Origin of the sequence: Vibrio sp. SNU_ST1 (genome assembly GCF_030563405.1) — a bacterium.
Taxonomy (GTDB): Bacteria; Pseudomonadota; Gammaproteobacteria; order Enterobacterales; family Vibrionaceae; genus Vibrio.
In genome coordinates this window covers 3,132,253-3,152,946 of sequence record NZ_CP130748.1, presented here as the reverse complement: position 1 = coordinate 3,152,946, position 20,694 = coordinate 3,132,253, and the positions used below count along the sequence as shown (strand labels likewise).

Genomic DNA, 20,694 nt, shown 5'->3' with positions numbered 1-20,694 from the left:
CCCCAAACCAAACTAAAAAGGTACAGCATGAGTAACTTTACCCCTGCGCAACAGCGCAAAGCCCTAGCACTATTAGTTTTGTTCCATTTGATCATTATTGCATCAAGCAATTATTTGGTTCAGCTCCCTTTTACCGTCTTCGGTATGCACACCACTTGGGGTGCTTTCACTTTCCCGTTTATCTTCCTAGCGACCGATCTCACAGTACGCATTTTTGGCGCGCAGCTTGCTCGTAAAATCATTTTCTTAGTGATGTTGCCTGCACTGGCCGTTTCTTATTTATTGTCTGTGGTGTTTTTTGAAGGTTCATTCCAAGGCTTTAGCCAACTCGGTGAGTTCAACTTGTTTGTTGCACGTATCGCAGCAGCGAGCTTCATGGCTTATTTGTTGGGGCAGATCTTGGATGTGCATGTTTTCAACCGTCTACGTCAGCTTAAGCAGTGGTGGGTCGCCCCAACATGTTCAACGCTATTTGGTAATGCTCTCGATACCATTGCGTTTTTTGCGATTGCTTTCTACCAAAGCCCAGATCCATTTATGGCTGAGCACTGGACTGAGATTGCCTTAGTTGATTATGGATTCAAACTTATCATTAGTTTAGGTCTGTTCGTGCCTATGTATGGTGTACTTCTTAATTACATTGTTAGAAAGCTAACCGCTGTGAATCCTGATTTTAAAGCGACAGGCGTTAACGCTTAAGTTTGATATTTGTAACGCAAAGCATTGATACTGCGATAAGAAAAAGCCCAAGTTAGTAGACTAACTTGGGCTTTTTTAATTTCTAGCGTCAGATACTAATATCAGAGGCATTCAATATTCAGTGGCCAGCCAATATCAGTTTGTCTATTCGACTCGATCTCTAGCTCTGCAGCAGTAAGCGGGTTGTTTGCTAGCCATTGCTTAGAAAGCGTCAAGGTCAGGTTATTATCATCAGTTGTCAGCTTGAACTCAGGTTCTAGCTCTGGATTGCGACGGTGGGTCAACAAAATAGCTAAACGCAGAATTCGTAAAATACGCTTGCTGCTGGTGCCTGAGATTGCATGTTGCTCTGGCAATGAAGTTAACTGCTCGCGGTAACGACGTGTTAATTCACCCAAGTAGTATTTTTGTGCTCGGGTAAAACCTGGCAAGTCTAGATTTTGCAGTAGGTAAGCACTGTGCTCGCCGCCTTTTTTGAAATCGATCGTTAAACCAATCTCATGAAGCTTGGCCGCGGTTTGCAATAAAACGCTGGCTTGAGGTTCTGATACCCAAGCTTCATCGCCCGCTTGATCTAACAGAGTTTGTGCGACTGCGGCTACTTGTTCACCGTAGCTTACGTCCATTTGATAGCGTGATTGCACGCTCTTGATGGTACGTGCACGGATATCTTCTTGGCGTAGCTCATCAACCATTTCGTAGGCTAAACCTTCACGGAGTGCGCCGCCTGCGAGTGTCATTGAATCTATTTCAAGCAGCTCAAAAATAGCGATAAGAATAGAAAGACCACTTGGGAACACTAGTGCGCGCTCAAGGGTTAAGCCTTCAATCTCAAGCTCTTCTAAGCGCTCTGTAATCATGGCTTGTTTTTGTAGACGCTTGAGTTTGGCATGAGTAATGACTTCATCCATGCCTTGCGCCAACATGATTTCTTGCAGTGCTTGAACGGTACCACTGGCACCAACACACACATCCCATCCGATATCAGTGTAGCTATCTAGGATAGGAGCCAACGTAGACTTAGCCGCTTCAATGGCATTGTTGAAGTTGGTTGCGGTTAATTGGCGATCTTTAAAGTGGCGTTCAAGCCAAGTAACACAACCCATCTTTAGGCTAGTTAAGGCTTTGGCTGAGAAACCTTCACCGATGATCATCTCGGTACTTGCACCACCAATATCAACCACTAGTCGGCGGCCGCTGCCACCAGAAGTGTGTGCTACGCCTTTATAGATAGTCGCAGCTTCTTCTTCTCCAGAGATAACATTGATGTCGTAACCAAGGATCTGGTTCGCTTTCGCGAGAAATATATCCACATTGATAGCGGTACGTAGGGTCGCTGTACCAACAATGCGGATATTTTCTTTCGGAATATCTTGCAGTCGCTCTGCAAAGAGACTCAAACAGTCCCAACCGCGCTGCATGGCTTCAGAACTAAGCGCATTATTTTCATCTAAGCCTGCAGCTAAACGAACTTTGCGCTTAATTTTAGCCATGGTTTGTACGCTGCCATCGATATGACGCACAACGAGCATATGAAAACTGTTCGACCCGAGGTCGATTGCAGCATAAAGCGGTGGTGACACTGTCTGACTCATAAGCGACTAAGCTTCCTTGTTATGACGCGGTTGGCGTGGGCGACGGTTCTGGTTTGGTTTACGGTTACCGTTGCGTGGGCCATTGTTGTTTGAGCGGCGTTGTTGCGGGTTACGTGTACGTAAGCGCATCGGTGCTGGCAGATCTTCCAGTAGTGCAGAAGCATCGTAGTCAGACATTGGGATAGCGTGCTCAATGTATTCTTCGATTGGTGGCAAGTTGATTGCGTAATCTTCACAAGCAAAGCTGATCGAGTGACCGCTTTCACCAGCACGACCTGTACGGCCGATACGGTGAACGTAATCTTCACAATCGTCAGGTAGGTCAAAGTTGAATACGTGTGTTACTTGAGGGATGTGTAGGCCACGAGCTGCAACATCCGTTGCGACAAGCAGGTCAACATCACCTTTAGTGAATTGCTCAAGAATCTTTTCACGTTTCTTCTGAGGAACATCGCCAGTTAGTAGGCCAACACGGTGACCATCTGCAGCCAAGTGGCCCCAAACTGATTCACACTTGTGCTTAGTGTTAGCGAAGATGATTGCACGATCGGGCCATTCTTCTTCGATTAACGTTTGTAGAAGAGCCATCTTATGTTCGTTAGAAGGGTAGAACAGCTCTTCTTGAATGCGGTGACCTGTTTTACGCTCTGGCTCAACAACCACGTGTTCTGGGTTGTGCATGTGTTCGAACGCTAGCTCTTGTACGCGGTAAGACAATGTCGCAGAGAACAGCATGTTCAGACGATCTTTTGGCTCAGGCATACGGCGGAACAAGAAGCGAATGTCTTTGATGAAGCCAAGATCGAACATGCGATCAGCTTCGTCAAGAACAACTGCTTGAATGTGGTTAAGGTTAAATACCTTCTGCTTGTAGAAATCGATGATACGGCCAGTAGTACCAATTAAGATATCTGCGCCTTCTTCGATCTTACCTAGTTGCTTGTCGTAGCTTTCGCCACCGTAAGCGAGTGCTGCTTTGATACCTGTGCTTTCAACCAGAGAGTCAGCATCGTTGTAGATCTGAATCGCAAGTTCACGCGTTGGTGCCATAATAATCGCACGTGGCTGGTTAGGCTTACGCCCTTCATGCTCAGGTGTTTTTAGCAGGTGGTTAAAAGTAGCAGTAAGAAACGCAAGCGTTTTACCAGTACCCGTTTGGGCCTGGCCTGCAATGTCTTGGCCGGTGAGCAGTACCGGGAGCGCCAAGGCTTGGATAGGGGTACAATAATCGAACCCTTTTTTCTCCAATCCTTCAATGACTTGAGGAAGTAAATCCAAGTCGGCGAACTTTTGCTCTGTGATATGCGTCTTTTTCATTGCTATAGAATATCAGCTTAAGCTTGCAATACGAAAGTAAATACATTCCAATAGGGCATCTATTTACTGGTTATCATCCAACCAGTTCTAAAAAATACATTGGAGTGGAAGATGAGTGATAAGATTTTGCAGCTAACTGATGACGGTTTTGATAACGATGTAATCAATGCTGCAGGCCCTGTTCTTGTTGATTTTTGGGCAGAATGGTGTGGTCCATGTAAAATGATTGCGCCGATTCTTGATGAAATCGCAAACGAGTACGAAGGTAAGCTCACAATCGGTAAATTAAATATCGACCAAAATGCAGGTACTCCACCAAAATTTGGTATTCGCGGTATTCCAACGCTACTTCTTTTCAAAGATGGTGGCGTAGCAGCAACTAAAGTTGGTGCATTGTCTAAAACTCAACTTAAAGAGTTCCTAGACGCTAACCTATAATCAGGTCAGCATTTGAAAAGAAACCGTGCAGTTAACAAATGCGCGGTTTTGTTTTTTCTAAGCTATGGACTAGTCTTAGTTTTAGTGCTAATTTATCGCACGTTAATTGAACAAATTCTCTTCTTGGTCGAGCCTGTGACCAAATCCTTCTTAACTTAAGAAAACAGACCCTATTTTGACTAAACAAACTTCCACCACTATGAATCTTACTGAACTGAAGAACAGACCTGTGTCTGAACTTGTTAAACTTAGCGAAAGCCTAGGTCTTGAAAATCAAGCTCGCTTAAGAAAACAAGACATTATCTTCTCCATCCTTAAAGCACACGCAAAAAGTGGTGAGGACATCTTTGGTGATGGTGTTCTAGAAATTCTTCAAGACGGTTTTGGCTTCCTACGTAGTGCAGACAGCTCATACCTTGCTGGTCCTGATGATATTTATGTATCACCGAGCCAGATTCGTCGTTTTAACCTTCGTACAGGTGACTCTATTGGCGGTAAAATCCGTCCACCTAAAGATGGCGAACGTTACTTTGCTCTGCTTAAAGTAAATACGGTTAACTACGATAAACCAGATAACGCTCGTAACAAGATTCTTTTCGAAAACCTTACTCCTCTTCACGCCAACGAACGTATGGTGATGGAAGCGGGTAATGGTGCAACTGAAGATATCACAGCTCGTATTCTTGACCTTGCTTCTCCAATTGGTAAAGGTCAGCGTGGTCTGATTGTTGCTCCGCCAAAAGCGGGTAAGACAATGCTTTTGCAAAATATTGCTCAAAGCATTGCTCGTAACCATCCTGAGTGTGAACTAATGGTTCTACTTATCGATGAGCGTCCAGAAGAAGTAACAGAAATGCAGCGCCTAGTTAAAGGCGAAGTAATCGCATCGACGTTTGATGAACCAGCATCTCGCCACGTACAAGTAGCAGAAATGGTAATCGAGAAGGCGAAGCGTCTTGTTGAACACAAGAAAGACGTGGTTATCCTACTGGATTCAATTACTCGTCTAGCTCGTGCTTACAACACTGTGATCCCTTCTTCAGGTAAAGTTCTTACTGGTGGTGTTGATGCGAATGCTCTACATCGTCCAAAGCGTTTCTTCGGTGCGGCACGTAACGTAGAAGAAGGCGGTAGCTTAACTATCATCGCAACAGCACTGGTTGATACTGGTTCTAAGATGGATGAAGTTATCTACGAAGAATTCAAAGGTACAGGTAACATGGAACTGCACCTTAACCGTAAGATTGCTGAAAAACGCGTATTCCCAGCGATTGACTTCAACCGCTCTGGTACTCGTCGTGAAGAGCTTCTTACCAAGAACGATGAACTACAGAAGATGTGGATCCTGCGTAAGATTGTTCACCCAATGGGCGAAATCGATGCAATGGAATTCCTTATCGATAAGCTAGCAATGACTAAAACGAACGATGAGTTCTTTGACGCAATGCGTCGTCAGTAATCTTGATTAGCTGATAGTTATTAAAAAGCGCTGCCTTCGGGTGGCGCTTTTTATTTGCATTTTGTCGCGGCAGCTTGCAGAATGAGCAAAAGTGTTACGAGGAAGTTAAAATGCAACATGGACTGTTGTCATCATTACTCCTGTCTACTTCACTGTTACTTTCACCGGTCGGCATGAGTTATGCCACTGAGATGTCTCCACTTACAGTAGAGTCTTGGCTTGAGAATGATCAAGTAAAACTGAAAACTGCTGAATTACTCGATCTAGTCGTGCGTGACGAGGTCAACTCACTACGCTTTGCGCTTGAGCGTCTGACATTTCCCCAGCAAGAGGTAGCTCGCTATCAACTCTTGAAGAAGCTCGAACAGCAAGAGATTGTACTTACCCCTAAGATGTCCATCTTCATTGAGCAACAGCTCGCTATCACGCCGACTTACCAAGTATTAGAACGTGGGGAGGGCTATGAATTTACGGTACCTGCTTTTAATTACCCTTCGATAGCAAATCGACTGATCAAACAATGGCACCAAGACCAAAAGACACTGGTGTTTGTATTGGATGCAGAGAAACAGGAGCTCAACCTTAATGAGTGGTTGTCAGGGCCTGAGTATCAAGTTCAAACGCGAGAAGCGCTACTAATTAGAGAGCTAGACAGTTTGTCTCCAGAAGCTGTTGATTACCTGACTAAGCAACTCACCGCATCTTCTATTGTTAGCTGGTTACCTTCTACTGAGGTGGTGGTTCGATTAGCGCAAGTGAGCGAAGACCCTGAGGTCTATAAGATTCTATGGCGAATGAAGGCCGATTATCATAGCCAAGCAGAGTTAGAGCGACTCGCTAAAACTAAACAAACGTTCGCGTTAGAACAGGTAATGGCAGCGACTAAGAATCCGCGCTTGAAAGATGAAGCGATTACTTTGCTCACCAAGGTCAACCCACTCTCAGAAGAGGTGAAGCAGTTCCTTATTTCTAGGATGGCGATTGCCGATGAAGCGCCATTAGTCGCTCGTGAATTAGCTAAACAAGGTCATACGCGATGGTTGCAAGATCTTGTGAATGATAACCCTCAGGTGAAAAGCTCTTTGATCGAGCAAGCATTGCCATAAAGTGGATTTTGTCTCTCAATAACCACACTAAAAAGGGGGATCTCAGCGTCACCCTTTTTGATATACTGAGCGCAGAATAATCAGCATGTAGAAGTCCTATGAGTTTTAAAGATTTACGTGATTTTATCGACCACCTTGAAAGTATTGGTCAGTTGAAACGCATTTCTCACCCTGTTGACCCAGACTATGAAATGACCGAGATTAGCGACCGTACTCTACGTGCTGGTGGCCCGGCTCTTTTATTTGAAAATCCCGTAGGCTATGACATGCCTATTTTGACCAATCTATTCGGTACACCTAACCGTGTTGCTATTGGTATGGGCCGTCAGGAAGTTAAAGAATTGCGTGAAGTGGGCAAGTTGCTTGCTTACTTAAAAGAACCTGAGCCACCAAAAGGTTTTAAAGACGCTCTTGATAAACTGCCTGTGTTTAAGCAAGTCTTAAACATGCCGGCTAAACGTCTTCGTAAGGCTGCCTGTCAGCAAATCGTATGGCAGGGTGATGACGTCGATCTTGATAAAATTCCGGTAATGAGTTGCTGGGCTGATGATGTCGCACCATTGTTAACATGGGGTTTGACCGTTACTCGCGGGCCGAATAAGAAACGCCAAAACTTAGGTATCTATCGTCAGCAAAAGATCGGTAAGAATAAAATCATCATGCGTTGGTTAGCCCATCGTGGTGGTGCGCTTGATCTGCGTGATTGGATGGAATCCAACCCAGGTAAACCATTTCCTGTATCGGTAGCGTTTGGTGCAGATCCTGCCACGATTCTTGGTGCCGTTACACCAGTGCCGGATACTTTATCGGAATACGCGTTTGCAGGCTTACTACGCGGTAGTAAAACTGAGGTTGTTAAATCAATCAGCAATGATTTAGATGTTCCTGCAAGTGCGGAAATCGTGATGGAAGGTTACATCGACCCGAATGAATTCGCGGATGAAGGACCTTACGGAGACCATACTGGTTACTACAACGAGAAAGAAAAGCATCATGTGTTCACTATTACTCATGTAACCATGCGCGAGAACCCTATCTATCACAGTACCTATACTGGCCGTCCACCTGATGAGCCTGCGGTACTAGGTGTTGCGTTAAATGAAGTGTTTGTTCCTATTCTTCAAAAGCAATTCCCAGAGATAGAAGACTTCTACTTACCACCTGAAGGTTGTTCGTACCGAATGGCGGTAGTGACCATGAAGAAGCAATACCCAGGTCACGCTAAGCGAGTGATGATGGGTGTATGGTCTTTCCTACGCCAATTCATGTACACCAAATTTGTCTTGGTATGCGATGAGGATGTTAACGCTCGAGATTGGTCTCAAGTGACCGCTGCCATGTGTGAACATATGGATCCGTCTCGTGATAGCCTGATGATAGAGAACACACCTATCGATTCACTAGACTTTGCATCGCCAGTGGTAGGTTTAGGCTCAAAAATGGGTTTAGATATTACTAAGAAGTGGGATGCGGAGCTGGCACTATCATCTGATGCTAAATCTTTACCTGTAGGTAGTCAGCATATTGAAGGTTGCCTAGCTGAGTTAACCGAAACCTTCCCTGAAATTATTGATATTTACTTACAGAATGACAATGCGTGCATGGTCGTTGTGTCAATCGATAAACAAGCGGCAGGCAATGGTAAGAAAATCATTGAAGCGGTTTGGTCTCAGTTCGATGAGAACAAGTTTGTCATCGTGTGTGATAGTGACGTTTACGTTAGTGATTGGAATGACATTATCTGGGCGGTGACTACAAGAATGGATCCGGCAAGAGATACGTTCTTCCTGAAAAACCAAACTGGACACTCAAAAATGGGTCTAGATGCGACGAACAAGTTTGAAGGTGAATGCCTACGTGAGTGGGGTGTTCCAATCACTAAGAACCCAGACGTAGTTAAAAAAATTGATAGCATCTGGGAACAGCTAGGAATCTCATGAGCTTCCAAGTAGTCTTATACCCAGAAAATATTAGTTTTACCGTAGAAAAAGGGCAAACGGTTTTGGATGCTGCGCTCAACAGCAATATCAATTTTCCAAACCGCTGCCAAGTTGGTGCATGTGCTATGTGTATGTGCAAAAAATTAGAAGGCCAAGTGAGTTACCACCTTGAACCCATGCTCACAGAGAAAGAGCAGCTACAAGGTTGGATTTTTGCTTGCCAAGCATTTGCAGAAAGTAATTTAGTTCTAACCTTTGCCGATTAAGGGTTAGTGAGAGGAAGAACATGACTATTAAATGTAAAGTGAAGTCTATCGAGCCATTGGCTTGTAATACTTACCAAATCCTACTTCACCCAGAAACACCGGTAGCTTTTAAAGCGGGTCAATACTTGATGGTTGAAATGGGTGAAAAAGACAAGCGTCCATTTTCGATTGCAAGCAGCCCTTGTCGCCATGAAGGCGAGCTTGAGTTACATATTGGTGCAGCTGAGCACAATGCTTACGCTTCAGAAGTCGTTGAGGCCATGAAGAAAGCGCAAGCTGAAGATGGTGATATAGCTATTGATGCTCCGCACGGTGACGCGTGGGTTAAAGAAGAAAGCGATCGTCCTCTGTTACTAATTGCTGGTGGTACTGGCTTTAGCTACGTGCGCTCTATTCTCGATCACTGCATCGCGCAGAACAGTAAAAAAGAGATTCATCTATACTGGGGCGCAAAAGATGAGTGCCAGCTATATGCGAAAGAAGAGCTTGTCGACATTGCAGCAAAACACAGCAATGTACATTTTGTACCAGTAGTAGAAGAAGCACCTGAAGTTTGGCACGGTCAAACAGGTAATGTACTTGAAGCAATCACACAAAGTTTCGAATCATTAGCTGATTTCGATATCTACATAGCGGGTCGTTTCGAAATGGCAGGTGCTGCAAGAGACCTATTTACTCAGAATAAAGAAGCAAAGCGTGACCATATGTACGCAGATGCTTACGCATTTATCTAAGAATACTTTTAGATTTAGAGCAAAAAGAGAGTAGAAATGCTCTCTTTTTTCCGTTTAGGTGAACTATTAAGCACTTAAGCTCTATTTATTCATTTTTTATGAAAAAGTAGTTGCTAAGCTGAGAGGGTTCCCTATAATGCGACACCACTGAGACGGCAGGCGCCATAAGGCTTCAGCAAGAATCAGTTAGACGGAAAGCGACAAGAAATTAATTTTCAAAAAGTATTTGACACTGAATGTTAATTCGCTAGAATGGCCGTCCACTTCGAGAGGCTCCTTACTTAAAGGAACGCTCAACAAGTGAAGCTCTTTAACAATTTAAACCTATCAATCTGTGTGGGCACTCGTTGATGAATATCAAAACGTTTTATCGTTAGATAAAACAGATTCTTCGGAATCAAACTTGATTTCAATGAACTGAGTGACCAATACGTTTAACTACTTGTAGTTATTCGGCACAGTCAATTCATTACCATTCTGTTGGAATGGTAATAGCTTTAGAATTACATGTTTACTTCGGTAAATATTAGTTTTGAAGTCAGTATTCGTTGAGTCACAAAATCTTAAATTGAAGAGTTTGATCATGGCTCAGATTGAACGCTGGCGGCAGGCCTAACACATGCAAGTCGAGCGGAAACGACATTATTGATTCTTCGGAGGATTTAATGGGCGTCGAGCGGCGGACGGGTGAGTAATGCCTAGGAAATTGCCTTGATGTGGGGGATAACCATTGGAAACGATGGCTAATACCGCATAATGCCTACGGGCCAAAGAGGGGGACCTTCGGGCCTCTCGCGTCAAGATATGCCTAGGTGGGATTAGCTAGTTGGTGAGGTAATGGCTCACCAAGGCGACGATCCCTAGCTGGTCTGAGAGGATGATCAGCCACACTGGAACTGAGACACGGTCCAGACTCCTACGGGAGGCAGCAGTGGGGAATATTGCACAATGGGCGAAAGCCTGATGCAGCCATGCCGCGTGTATGAAGAAGGCCTTCGGGTTGTAAAGTACTTTCAGTTGTGAGGAAGGGGGTAACGTTAATAGCGTTATCTCTTGACGTTAGCAACAGAAGAAGCACCGGCTAACTCCGTGCCAGCAGCCGCGGTAATACGGAGGGTGCGAGCGTTAATCGGAATTACTGGGCGTAAAGCGCATGCAGGTGGTTCATTAAGTCAGATGTGAAAGCCCGGGGCTCAACCTCGGAACTGCATTTGAAACTGGTGAACTAGAGTGCTGTAGAGGGGGGTAGAATTTCAGGTGTAGCGGTGAAATGCGTAGAGATCTGAAGGAATACCAGTGGCGAAGGCGGCCCCCTGGACAGACACTGACACTCAGATGCGAAAGCGTGGGGAGCAAACAGGATTAGATACCCTGGTAGTCCACGCCGTAAACGATGTCTACTTGGAGGTTGTGGCCTTGAGCCGTGGCTTTCGGAGCTAACGCGTTAAGTAGACCGCCTGGGGAGTACGGTCGCAAGATTAAAACTCAAATGAATTGACGGGGGCCCGCACAAGCGGTGGAGCATGTGGTTTAATTCGATGCAACGCGAAGAACCTTACCTACTCTTGACATCCAGAGAAGCCAGTGGAGACACAGGTGTGCCTTCGGGAGCTCTGAGACAGGTGCTGCATGGCTGTCGTCAGCTCGTGTTGTGAAATGTTGGGTTAAGTCCCGCAACGAGCGCAACCCTTATCCTTGTTTGCCAGCGAGTAATGTCGGGAACTCCAGGGAGACTGCCGGTGATAAACCGGAGGAAGGTGGGGACGACGTCAAGTCATCATGGCCCTTACGAGTAGGGCTACACACGTGCTACAATGGCGCATACAGAGGGCAGCAAGCTAGCGATAGTGAGCGAATCCCAAAAAGTGCGTCGTAGTCCGGATTGGAGTCTGCAACTCGACTCCATGAAGTCGGAATCGCTAGTAATCGTGAATCAGAATGTCACGGTGAATACGTTCCCGGGCCTTGTACACACCGCCCGTCACACCATGGGAGTGGGCTGCAAAAGAAGTGGGTAGTTTAACCTTTCGGGGAGGACGCTCACCACTTTGTGGTTCATGACTGGGGTGAAGTCGTAACAAGGTAGCCCTAGGGGAACCTGGGGCTGGATCACCTCCTTATACGAAGATACCACGATGAGTGTCCACACAGATTGATGGTTTAGATTTAGTTAAAGCCAGAGCTTTAATTAATAACGTAAGTTATTGATTAAAGCTTTTTGCTTTATGCTCTTTAACAATTTGGAAAGCTGACTGATTTGATTACTTACGAGTAATTCAAATCAAATTTAAAAGTTCTCAATGTTTATCTGCTCTTATTTAATAAGAACGGTATAAACACAACAAACACATTCAAGTGTCTTGTATTCGAATCAAACTTAGTTTGATTCACAATTGAGTCCGGCAAACAGTCATTGAGAATTAACCCTTCTTGATGACAACCAAAAACCTTGGTTAGTTGCCATACGCTAAGACCCTTTCGGGTTGTATGGTTAAGTGACTAAGCGTACACGGTGGATGCCTTGGCAGTCAGAGGCGATGAAAGGCGTAATAACTTGCGATAAGCCCAGATTAGGTAGTAATAACCTTTTGAGTCTGGGATTCCTGAATGGGGAAACCCACTTACATAAGTAAGTATCCTGTTGTGAATACATAGCAACAGGAGGCAAACCGGGGGAACTGAAACATCTAAGTACCCCGAGGAAGAGAAATCAACCGAGATTCCGAAAGTAGCGGCGAGCGAAATTGGATTAGCCCTTAAGCTTTTAATGATGCAGGTGAAGAGTCTGGAAAGTCTCGCAATAAAGGGTGATAGCCCCGTAACCGACACATCATAATCAGTGAAAACGAGTAGGGCGGGACACGTGATATCCTGTCTGAATATGGGGGGACCATCCTCCAAGGCTAAATACTACTGACTGACCGATAGTGAACCAGTACCGTGAGGGAAAGGCGAAAAGAACCCCTGTGAGGGGAGTGAAATAGAACCTGAAACCGTGTACGTACAAGCAGTAGGAGCACCTTCGTGGTGTGACTGCGTACCTTTTGTATAATGGGTCAGCGACTTAATTTTAGTAGCAAGGTTAACCGTTTAGGGGAGCCGTAGGGAAACCGAGTCTTAACTGGGCGTACAGTTGCTAGGATTAGACCCGAAACCAGGTGATCTAGCCATGGGCAGGTTGAAGGTTGAGTAACATCAACTGGAGGACCGAACCGACTAATGTTGAAAAATTAGCGGATGACTTGTGGCTAGGGGTGAAAGGCCAATCAAACCTGGAGATAGCTGGTTCTCCCCGAAAGCTATTTAGGTAGCGCCTCGGACGAATACTACTGGGGGTAGAGCACTGTTAAGGCTAGGGGGTCATCCCGACTTACCAACCCTTTGCAAACTCCGAATACCAGTAAGTACTATCCGGGAGACACACGGCGGGTGCTAACGTCCGTCGTGGAGAGGGAAACAACCCAGACCGCCAGCTAAGGTCCCAAAGTATAGCTAAGTGGGAAACGATGTGGGAAGGCTCAGACAGCCAGGATGTTGGCTTAGAAGCAGCCATCATTTAAAGAAAGCGTAATAGCTCACTGGTCGAGTCGGCCTGCGCGGAAGATGTAACGGGGCTAAGCTATACACCGAAGCTGCGGCTACGTACCTTAGGGTATGTGGGGTAGGGGAGCGTTCTGTAAGCCGTTGAAGGTGTGCTGTAAGGCATGCTGGAGGTATCAGAAGTGCGAATGCTGACATGAGTAACGATAAAGGGAGTGAAAAACTCCCTCGCCGGAAGACCAAGGGTTCCTGTCCAACGTTAATCGGGGCAGGGTAAGTCGACTCCTAAGGCGAGGCCGAAAGGCGTAGTCGATGGGAAACGGGTTAATATTCCCGTACTTCTTACAATTGCGATGGGGGGACGGAGAAGGCTAGGTGGGCCTGGCGACGGTTGTCCAGGTTCAAGTATGTAGGCGGAAAGTTTAGGTAAATCCGGACTTTCTTAACGCTGAGATACGATGTCGAGCTACTACGGTAGTGAAGTCATTGATGCCATGCTTCCAGGAAAAGCCTCTAAGCTTCAGATTGTAAGGAATCGTACCCCAAACCGACACAGGTGGTCGGGTAGAGAATACCAAGGCGCTTGAGAGAACTCGGGTGAAGGAACTAGGCAAAATGGTACCGTAACTTCGGGAGAAGGTACGCTCTTATCAGTGAAGTCCCTTGCGGATGGAGCAGACGAGAGTCGCAGATACCAGGTGGCTGCAACTGTTTATTAAAAACACAGCACTGTGCAAAATCGTAAGATGACGTATACGGTGTGACGCCTGCCCGGTGCCGGAAGGTTAATTGATGGGGTTAGACTTCGGTCGAAGCTCTTGATCGAAGCCCCGGTAAACGGCGGCCGTAACTATAACGGTCCTAAGGTAGCGAAATTCCTTGTCGGGTAAGTTCCGACCTGCACGAATGGCGTAATGATGGCCACGCTGTCTCCACCCGAGACTCAGTGAAATTGAAATCGCTGTGAAGATGCAGTGTACCCGCGGCTAGACGGAAAGACCCCGTGAACCTTTACTACAGCTTGGCACTGAACATTGAACCTACATGTGTAGGATAGGTGGGAGACTATGAAACCGCGTCGCTAGATGTGGTGGAGTCGTCCTTGAAATACCACCCTTGTAGTTTTGATGTTCTAACGTTGGCCCCTGAATCGGGGTTACGGACAGTGCCTGGTGGGTAGTTTGACTGGGGCGGTCTCCTCCCAAAGAGTAACGGAGGAGCACGAAGGTGGGCTAAACACGGTTGGACATCGTGTGGTTAGTGCAATGGCATAAGCCCGCTTGACTGCGAGAATGACAATTCGAGCAGGTGCGAAAGCAGGTCATAGTGATCCGGTGGTTCTGAATGGAAGGGCCATCGCTCAACGGATAAAAGGTACTCCGGGGATAACAGGCTGATACCGCCCAAGAGTTCATATCGACGGCGGTGTTTGGCACCTCGATGTCGGCTCATCACATCCTGGGGCTGAAGTCGGTCCCAAGGGTATGGCTGTTCGCCATTTAAAGTGGTACGCGAGCTGGGTTTAGAACGTCGTGAGACAGTTCGGTCCCTATCTGCCGTGGGCGTTGGAAAATTGAAAGGGGCTGCTCCTAGTACGAGAGGACCGGAGTGGACGAACCTCTGGTGTTCGGGTTGTCATGCCAATGGCATTGCCCGGTAGCTAAGTTCGGAATCGATAACCGCTGAAAGCATCTAAGCGGGAAGCGAGCCTTGAGATGAGTTTTCCCTGACGCTTTAAGCGTCCTAAAGGGTTGTCGTAGACTACGACGTTGATAGGCAGGGTGTGTAAGTGCTGCGAGGCATTGAGCTAACCTGTACTAATTGCCCGTGAGGCTTAACCATACAACACCCAAGGGGTTTTGTGGACTCAAAGACAGACCTTGAATGAGTTTGAAGAGAAATAACTTTTATAGCTCTATTAAATAGAGAAGCAGCTTTCCAGATTATTTTGCCTTCAGTTTTTAAAAAACTGAAAGTAAAAGCAAAATTTGCTTGGCGACCATAGCATTGTGGACCCACCTGATTCCATGCCGAACTCAGAAGTGAAACACAATAGCGCCGATGGTAGTGTGGGGTTTCCCCATGTGAGAGTAGGACATCGCCAGGCTTTAATTTCGACTTTGTCTAGTTTCTAGACAAGTCACCATAGAGTTCTAAGTTTCTTAGAGTTTTATGTTGACTTTCAAAGTGAAAAGCGTATTATACGCGTCCTGCTTACGTGCTAAGGCGCTGAAAGCAAAGCTCTTTAACAATTTAAACCTATCAATCTGTGTGGGCACTCGTTGATGAATATCAAAACGTTATTACTTAGGTAGTAACAGTTACTTCGGTAACAAACTTGATTTCAATGAACTGAGTGACCAATACGTTTAACTACTTGTAGTTATTCGGCACAGTCAATTCATTACCATTCTGTTGGAATGGTAATAGCTTTAGAATTACATGTTCACGTTCCTTTTTCGAAAAGAGCGAATGAATATTAGTTTTGAAGTCAGTATTCATTGAGTCACAAAATCTTAAATTGAAGAGTTTGATCATGGCTCAGATTGAACGCTGGCGGCAGGCCTAACACATGCAAGTCGAGCGGAAACGACATTATTGATTCTTCGGAGGATTTAATGGGCGTCGAGCGGCGGACGGGTGAGTAATGCCTAGGAAATTGCCTTGATGTGGGGGATAACCATTGGAAACGATGGCTAATACCGCATAATGCCTACGGGCCAAAGAGGGGGATCTTCGGACCTCTCGCGTCAAGATATGCCTAGGTGGGATTAGCTAGTTGGTGAGGTAATGGCTCACCAAGGCGACGATCCCTAGCTGGTCTGAGAGGATGATCAGCCACACTGGAACTGAGACACGGTCCAGACTCCTACGGGAGGCAGCAGTGGGGAATATTGCACAATGGGCGAAAGCCTGATGCAGCCATGCCGCGTGTATGAAGAAGGCCTTCGGGTTGTAAAGTACTTTCAGTTGTGAGGAAGGGGGTAACGTTAATAGCGTTATCTCTTGACGTTAGCAACAGAAGAAGCACCGGCTAACTCCGTGCCAGCAGCCGCGGTAATACGGAGGGTGCGAGCGTTAATCGGAATTACTGGGCGTAAAGCGCATGCAGGTGGTTCATTAAGTCAGATGTGAAAGCCCGGGGCTCAACCTCGGAACTGCATTTGAAACTGGTGAACTAGAGTGCTGTAGAGGGGGGTAGAATTTCAGGTGTAGCGGTGAAATGCGTAGAGATCTGAAGGAATACCAGTGGCGAAGGCGGCCCCCTGGACAGACACTGACACTCAGATGCGAAAGCGTGGGGAGCAAACAGGATTAGATACCCTGGTAGTCCACGCCGTAAACGATGTCTACTTGGAGGTTGTGGCCTTGAGCCGTGGCTTTCGGAGCTAACGCGTTAAGTAGACCGCCTGGGGAGTACGGTCGCAAGATTAAAACTCAAATGAATTGACGGGGGCCCGCACAAGCGGTGGAGCATGTGGTTTAATTCGATGCAACGCGAAGAACCTTACCTACTCTTGACATCCAGAGAAGCCAGTGGAGACACAGGTGTGCCTTCGGGAGCTCTGAGACAGGTGCTGCATGGCTGTCGTCAGCTCGTGTTGTGAAATGTTGGGTTAAGTCCCGCAACGAGCGCAACCCTTATCCTTGTTTGCCAGCGAGTAATGTCGGGAACTCCAGGGAGACTGCCGGTGATAAACCGGAGGAAGGTGGGGACGACGTCAAGTCATCATGGCCCTTACGAGTAGGGCTACACACGTGCTACAATGGCGCATACAGAGGGCAGCAAGCTAGCGATAGTGAGCGAATCCCAAAAAGTGCGTCGTAGTCCGGATTGGAGTCTGCAACTCGACTCCATGAAGTCGGAATCGCTAGTAATCGTGAATCAGAATGTCACGGTGAATACGTTCCCGGGCCTTGTACACACCGCCCGTCACACCATGGGAGTGGGCTGCAAAAGAAGTGGGTAGTTTAACCTTTCGGGGAGGACGCTCACCACTTTGTGGTTCATGACTGGGGTGAAGTCGTAACAAGGTAGCCCTAGGGGAACCTGGGGCTGGATCACCTCCTTATACGAAGATACCACGATGAGTGTCCACACAGATTGATTAGGTTTAGAAAGTAAAAGAGACGATATTGGGTCTGTAGCTCAGCTGGTTAGAGCGCTCGCCTGATAAGCGGGAGGTCGGTGGTTCGAGTCCACTCAGACCCACCAATATCGACTAGAAACAAAGATGGGGCTATAGCTCAGCTGGGAGAGCGCCTGCCTTGCACGCAGGAGGTCTGCGGTTCGATCCCGCATAGCTCCACCATCTTTAAGTATTCTCTTCTATCAGAGTATTTAAAAATGGTTCATTAGTTTGAATCAAGCTCTTTAACAATTTGGAAAGCTGACTGATTGATTACTTACGAGTAATTCAATCAAATTTAAAAGTTCTCAATGTTTATCTGCTCTTAGTTAATAAGAACGGTATAAACACAACAAACACATTCAAGTGTCTTGTATTCGAATCAAACTTAGTTTGATTCACAATTGAGTCCGGCAAACAGTCATTGAGAATTAACCCTTCTTGATGACAACCAAAAACCTTGGTTAGTTGCCATACACTAAGACCCTTTCGGGTTGTATGGTTAAGTGACTAAGCGTACACGGTGGATGCCTTGGCAGTCAGAGGCGATGAAAGGCGTAATAACTTGCGATAAGCCCAGATTAGGTAGTAATAACCTTTTGAGTCTGGGATTCCTGAATGGGGAAACCCACTTACATAAGTAAGTATCCTGTTGTGAATACATAGCAACAGGAGGCAAACCGGGGGAACTGAAACATCTAAGTACCCCGAGGAAGAGAAATCAACCGAGATTCCGAAAGTAGCGGCGAGCGAAATTGGATTAGCCCTTAAGCTTTTAATGATGCAGGTGAAGAGTCTGGAAAGTCTCGCAATAAAGGGTGATAGCCCCGTAACCGACACATCATAATCAGTGAAAACGAGTAGGGCGGGACACGTGATATCCTGTCTGAATATGGGGGGACCATCCTCCAAGGCTAAATACTACTGACTGACCGATAGTGAACCAGTACCGTGAGGGAAAGGCGAAAAGAACCCCTGTGAGGGGAGTGAAATAGAACCTGAAACCGTGTACGTACAAGCAGTAGGAGCACCTTCGTGGTGTGACTGCGTACCTTTTGTATAATGGGTCAGCGACTTAATTTTAGTAGCAAGGTTAACCGTTTAGGGGAGCCGTAGGGAAACCGAGTCTTAACTGGGCGTACAGTTGCTAGGATTAGACCCGAAACCAGGTGATCTAGCCATGGGCAGGTTGAAGGTTGAGTAACATCAACTGGAGGACCGAACCGACTAATGTTGAAAAATTAGCGGATGACTTGTGGCTAGGGGTGAAAGGCCAATCAAACCTGGAGATAGCTGGTTCTCCCCGAAAGCTATTTAGGTAGCGCCTCGGACGAATACTACTGGGGGTAGAGCACTGTTAAGGCTAGGGGGTCATCCCGACTTACCAACCCTTTGCAAACTCCGAATACCAGTAAGTACTATCCGGGAGACACACGGCGGGTGCTAACGTCCGTCGTGGAGAGGGAAACAACCCAGACCGCCAGCTAAGGTCCCAAAGTATAGCTAAGTGGGAAACGATGTGGGAAGGCTCAGACAGCCAGGATGTTGGCTTAGAAGCAGCCATCATTTAAAGAAAGCGTAATAGCTCACTGGTCGAGTCGGCCTGCGCGGAAGATGTAACGGGGCTAAGCTATACACCGAAGCTGCGGCTACGTACCTTAGGGTATGTGGGGTAGGGGAGCGTTCTGTAAGCCGTTGAAGGTGGTCTGTAAGGGCTGCTGGAGGTATCAGAAGTGCGAATGCTGACATGAGTAACGATAAAGGGAGTGAAAAACTCCCTCGCCGGAAGACCAAGGGTTCCTGTCCAACGTTAATCGGGGCAGGGTAAGTCGACTCCTAAGGCGAGGCCGAAAGGCGTAGTCGATGGGAAACGGGTTAATATTCCCGTACTTCTTACAATTGCGATGGGGGGACGGAGAAGGCTAGGTGGGCCTGGCGACGGTTGTCCAGGTTCAAGTATGTAGGCGGAAAGTTTAGGTAAATCCGGACTTTCTTAACGCTGAGATACGATGTCGAGCTACTACGGTAGTGAAGTCATTGATGCCATGCTTCCAGGAAAAGCCTCTAAGCTTCAGATTGTAAGGAATCGTACCCCAAACCGACACAGGTGGTCGGGTAGAGAATACCAAGGCGCTTGAGAGAACTCGGGTGAAGGAACTAGGCAAAATGGTACCGTAACTTCGGGAGAAGGTACGCTCTTATCAGTGAAGTCCCTTGCGGATGGAGCAGACGAGAGTCGCAGATACCAGGTGGCTGCAACTGTTTATTAAAAACACAGCACTGTGCAAAATCGTAAGATGACGTATACGGTGTGACGCCTGCCCGGTGCCGGAAGGTTAATTGATGGGGTTAGACTTCGGTCGAAGCTCTTGATCGAAGCCCCGGTAAACGGCGGCCGTAACTATAACGGTCCTAAGGTAGCGAAATTCCTTGTCGGGTAAGTTCCGACCTGCACGAATGGCGTAATGATGGCCACGCTGTCTCCACCCGAGACTCAGTGAAATTGAAATCGCTGTGAAGATGCAGTGTACCCGCGGCTAGACGGAAAGACCCCGTGAACCTTTACTACAGCTTGGCACTGAACATTGAACCTACATGTGTAGGATAGGTGGGAGACTATGAAACCGCGTCGCTAGATGTGGTGGAGTCGTCCTTGAAATACCACCCTTGTAGTTTTGATGTTCTAACGTTGGTCCCTGAATCGGGATTACGGACAGTGCCTGGTGGGTAGTTTGACTGGGGCGGTCTCCTCCCAAAGAGTAACGGAGGAGCACGAAGGTGGGCTAAACACGGTTGGACATCGTGTGGTTAGTGCAATGGCATAAGCCCGCTTGACTGCGAGAATGACAATTCGAGCAGGTGCGAAAGCAGGTCATAGTGATCCGGTGGTTCTGAATGGAAGGGCCATCGCTCAACGGATAAAAGGTACTCCGGGGATAACAGGCTGATACCGCCCAAGAGTTCATATCGACGGCGGTGTTTGGCACCTCGATGTCGGCTCATCACATCCTGGGGCTGAAGTCGGTCCCAAGGGTATGGCTGTTCGCCATTTAAAGTGGTACGCGAGCTGGGTTTAGAACGTCGTGAGACAGTTCGGTCCCTATCTGCCGTGGGCGTTGGAAAATTGAAAGGGGCTGCTCCTAGTACGAGAGGACCGGAGTGGACGAACCTCTGGTGTTCGGGTTGTCATGCCAATGGCATTGCCCGGTAGCTAAGTTCGGAATCGATAACCGCTGAAAGCATCTAAGCGGGAAGCGAGCCTTGAGATGAGTTTTCCCTGACGCTATAAGCGTCCTAAAGGGTTGTCGTAGACTACGACGTTGATAGGCAGGGTGTGTAAGTGCTGCGAGGCATTGAGCTAACCTGTACTAATTGCCCGTGAGGCTTAACCATACAACACCCAAGGGGTTTTGTGGACTCAAAGACAGACCTTGAATGAGTTTGAGAGATACTTTTAAATTATAGCTTTC

Annotated in this window: 9 protein-coding genes, 2 tRNA genes and 5 rRNA genes; 14 read left to right on the top strand and 2 right to left on the bottom strand. The window is 46.9% G+C overall.

What is annotated here, in order from left to right; genetic code table 11:
- Positions 1 to 27: 27 nt before the first annotated feature.
- Entirely contained in the window at positions 28 to 699 is a 672-nt protein-coding gene (locus Q5H80_RS14030) for a 7-cyano-7-deazaguanine/7-aminomethyl-7-deazaguanine transporter (RefSeq protein WP_304565841.1), read from the top strand.
- 101 nt (positions 700 to 800) lie between these two features.
- Here Q5H80_RS14030 and gppA read toward each other — a convergent pair whose 3' ends face one another.
- Positions 801 to 2,294, bottom strand: coding sequence for a guanosine-5'-triphosphate,3'-diphosphate diphosphatase (gene gppA / locus Q5H80_RS14025; protein WP_304565840.1), 1,494 nt, complete (start codon positions 2,292 to 2,294; stop codon positions 801 to 803).
- Between the two features lie 6 nt (positions 2,295 to 2,300).
- The gene (rhlB, locus tag Q5H80_RS14020) at positions 2,301 to 3,611 is read right to left on the bottom strand and encodes an ATP-dependent RNA helicase RhlB (protein WP_004736636.1); all 1,311 of its coding nucleotides are present in this window, start codon (positions 3,609 to 3,611) and stop codon (positions 2,301 to 2,303) included.
- 111 nt (positions 3,612 to 3,722) lie between these two features.
- On the opposite strand from rhlB, the gene trxA reads away from it, so the two are divergent.
- The 13 genes from trxA to Q5H80_RS13955 all read left to right on the top strand — a co-directional run bounded on the left by trxA (position 3,723) and on the right by Q5H80_RS13955 (position 20,617).
- On the top strand, positions 3,723 to 4,049 hold the full coding sequence (gene trxA, locus Q5H80_RS14015) for a thioredoxin TrxA (RefSeq protein WP_004736635.1): 327 nt from the start codon (positions 3,723 to 3,725) through the stop codon (positions 4,047 to 4,049).
- Between the two features lie 199 nt (positions 4,050 to 4,248).
- Positions 4,249 to 5,508, top strand: a complete 1,260-nt coding sequence (gene rho, locus Q5H80_RS14010) for a transcription termination factor Rho (RefSeq protein WP_009848197.1) — start codon at positions 4,249 to 4,251, stop codon at positions 5,506 to 5,508.
- A 110-nt stretch (positions 5,509 to 5,618) separates the two neighbouring features.
- Positions 5,619 to 6,614 carry a hypothetical protein gene (locus tag Q5H80_RS14005; protein ID WP_304565827.1) on the top strand — a complete coding sequence of 332 codons (996 nt, stop codon included), beginning with the start codon at positions 5,619 to 5,621 and terminating at the stop codon, positions 6,612 to 6,614.
- A gap of 98 nt (positions 6,615 to 6,712) precedes the next feature.
- Complete coding sequence (ubiD, locus tag Q5H80_RS14000; protein WP_304565826.1) at positions 6,713 to 8,554, top strand: 4-hydroxy-3-polyprenylbenzoate decarboxylase; 1,842 nt, start codon at positions 6,713 to 6,715, stop codon at positions 8,552 to 8,554.
- Positions 8,551 to 8,820 (top strand): 2Fe-2S iron-sulfur cluster-binding protein, encoded by a 270-nt coding sequence (locus Q5H80_RS13995; protein WP_102308324.1) that lies wholly within the window; start codon positions 8,551 to 8,553, stop codon positions 8,818 to 8,820. Before ubiD ends, Q5H80_RS13995 begins: the two co-directional genes overlap by 4 nt.
- A gap of 20 nt (positions 8,821 to 8,840) precedes the next feature.
- Positions 8,841 to 9,554 carry an NAD(P)H-flavin reductase gene (gene fre / locus Q5H80_RS13990; RefSeq protein ID WP_009848201.1) on the top strand — a complete coding sequence of 238 codons (714 nt, stop codon included), beginning with the start codon at positions 8,841 to 8,843 and terminating at the stop codon, positions 9,552 to 9,554.
- Between the two features lie 565 nt (positions 9,555 to 10,119).
- Positions 10,120 to 11,674, top strand: a 16S ribosomal RNA gene (locus Q5H80_RS13985).
- Positions 11,675 to 12,043: 369 nt separating this feature from the next.
- Positions 12,044 to 14,936: ribosomal RNA gene (locus Q5H80_RS13980) — 23S ribosomal RNA — on the top strand.
- A 149-nt stretch (positions 14,937 to 15,085) separates the two neighbouring features.
- Positions 15,086 to 15,201: ribosomal RNA gene (gene rrf / locus Q5H80_RS13975) — 5S ribosomal RNA — on the top strand.
- Between the two features lie 411 nt (positions 15,202 to 15,612).
- Positions 15,613 to 17,167: ribosomal RNA gene (locus Q5H80_RS13970) — 16S ribosomal RNA — on the top strand.
- A gap of 66 nt (positions 17,168 to 17,233) precedes the next feature.
- Positions 17,234 to 17,310 (top strand) — tRNA-Ile (locus Q5H80_RS13965).
- Positions 17,311 to 17,331: 21 nt separating this feature from the next.
- Positions 17,332 to 17,407 (top strand) — tRNA-Ala (locus Q5H80_RS13960).
- 317 nt (positions 17,408 to 17,724) lie between these two features.
- A 23S ribosomal RNA gene (locus tag Q5H80_RS13955) occupies positions 17,725 to 20,617 on the top strand.
- The 16S, 23S and 5S rRNA genes sit together here with 2 tRNA genes alongside, the layout of an rRNA operon.
- Positions 20,618 to 20,694: the final 77 nt, after the last annotated feature.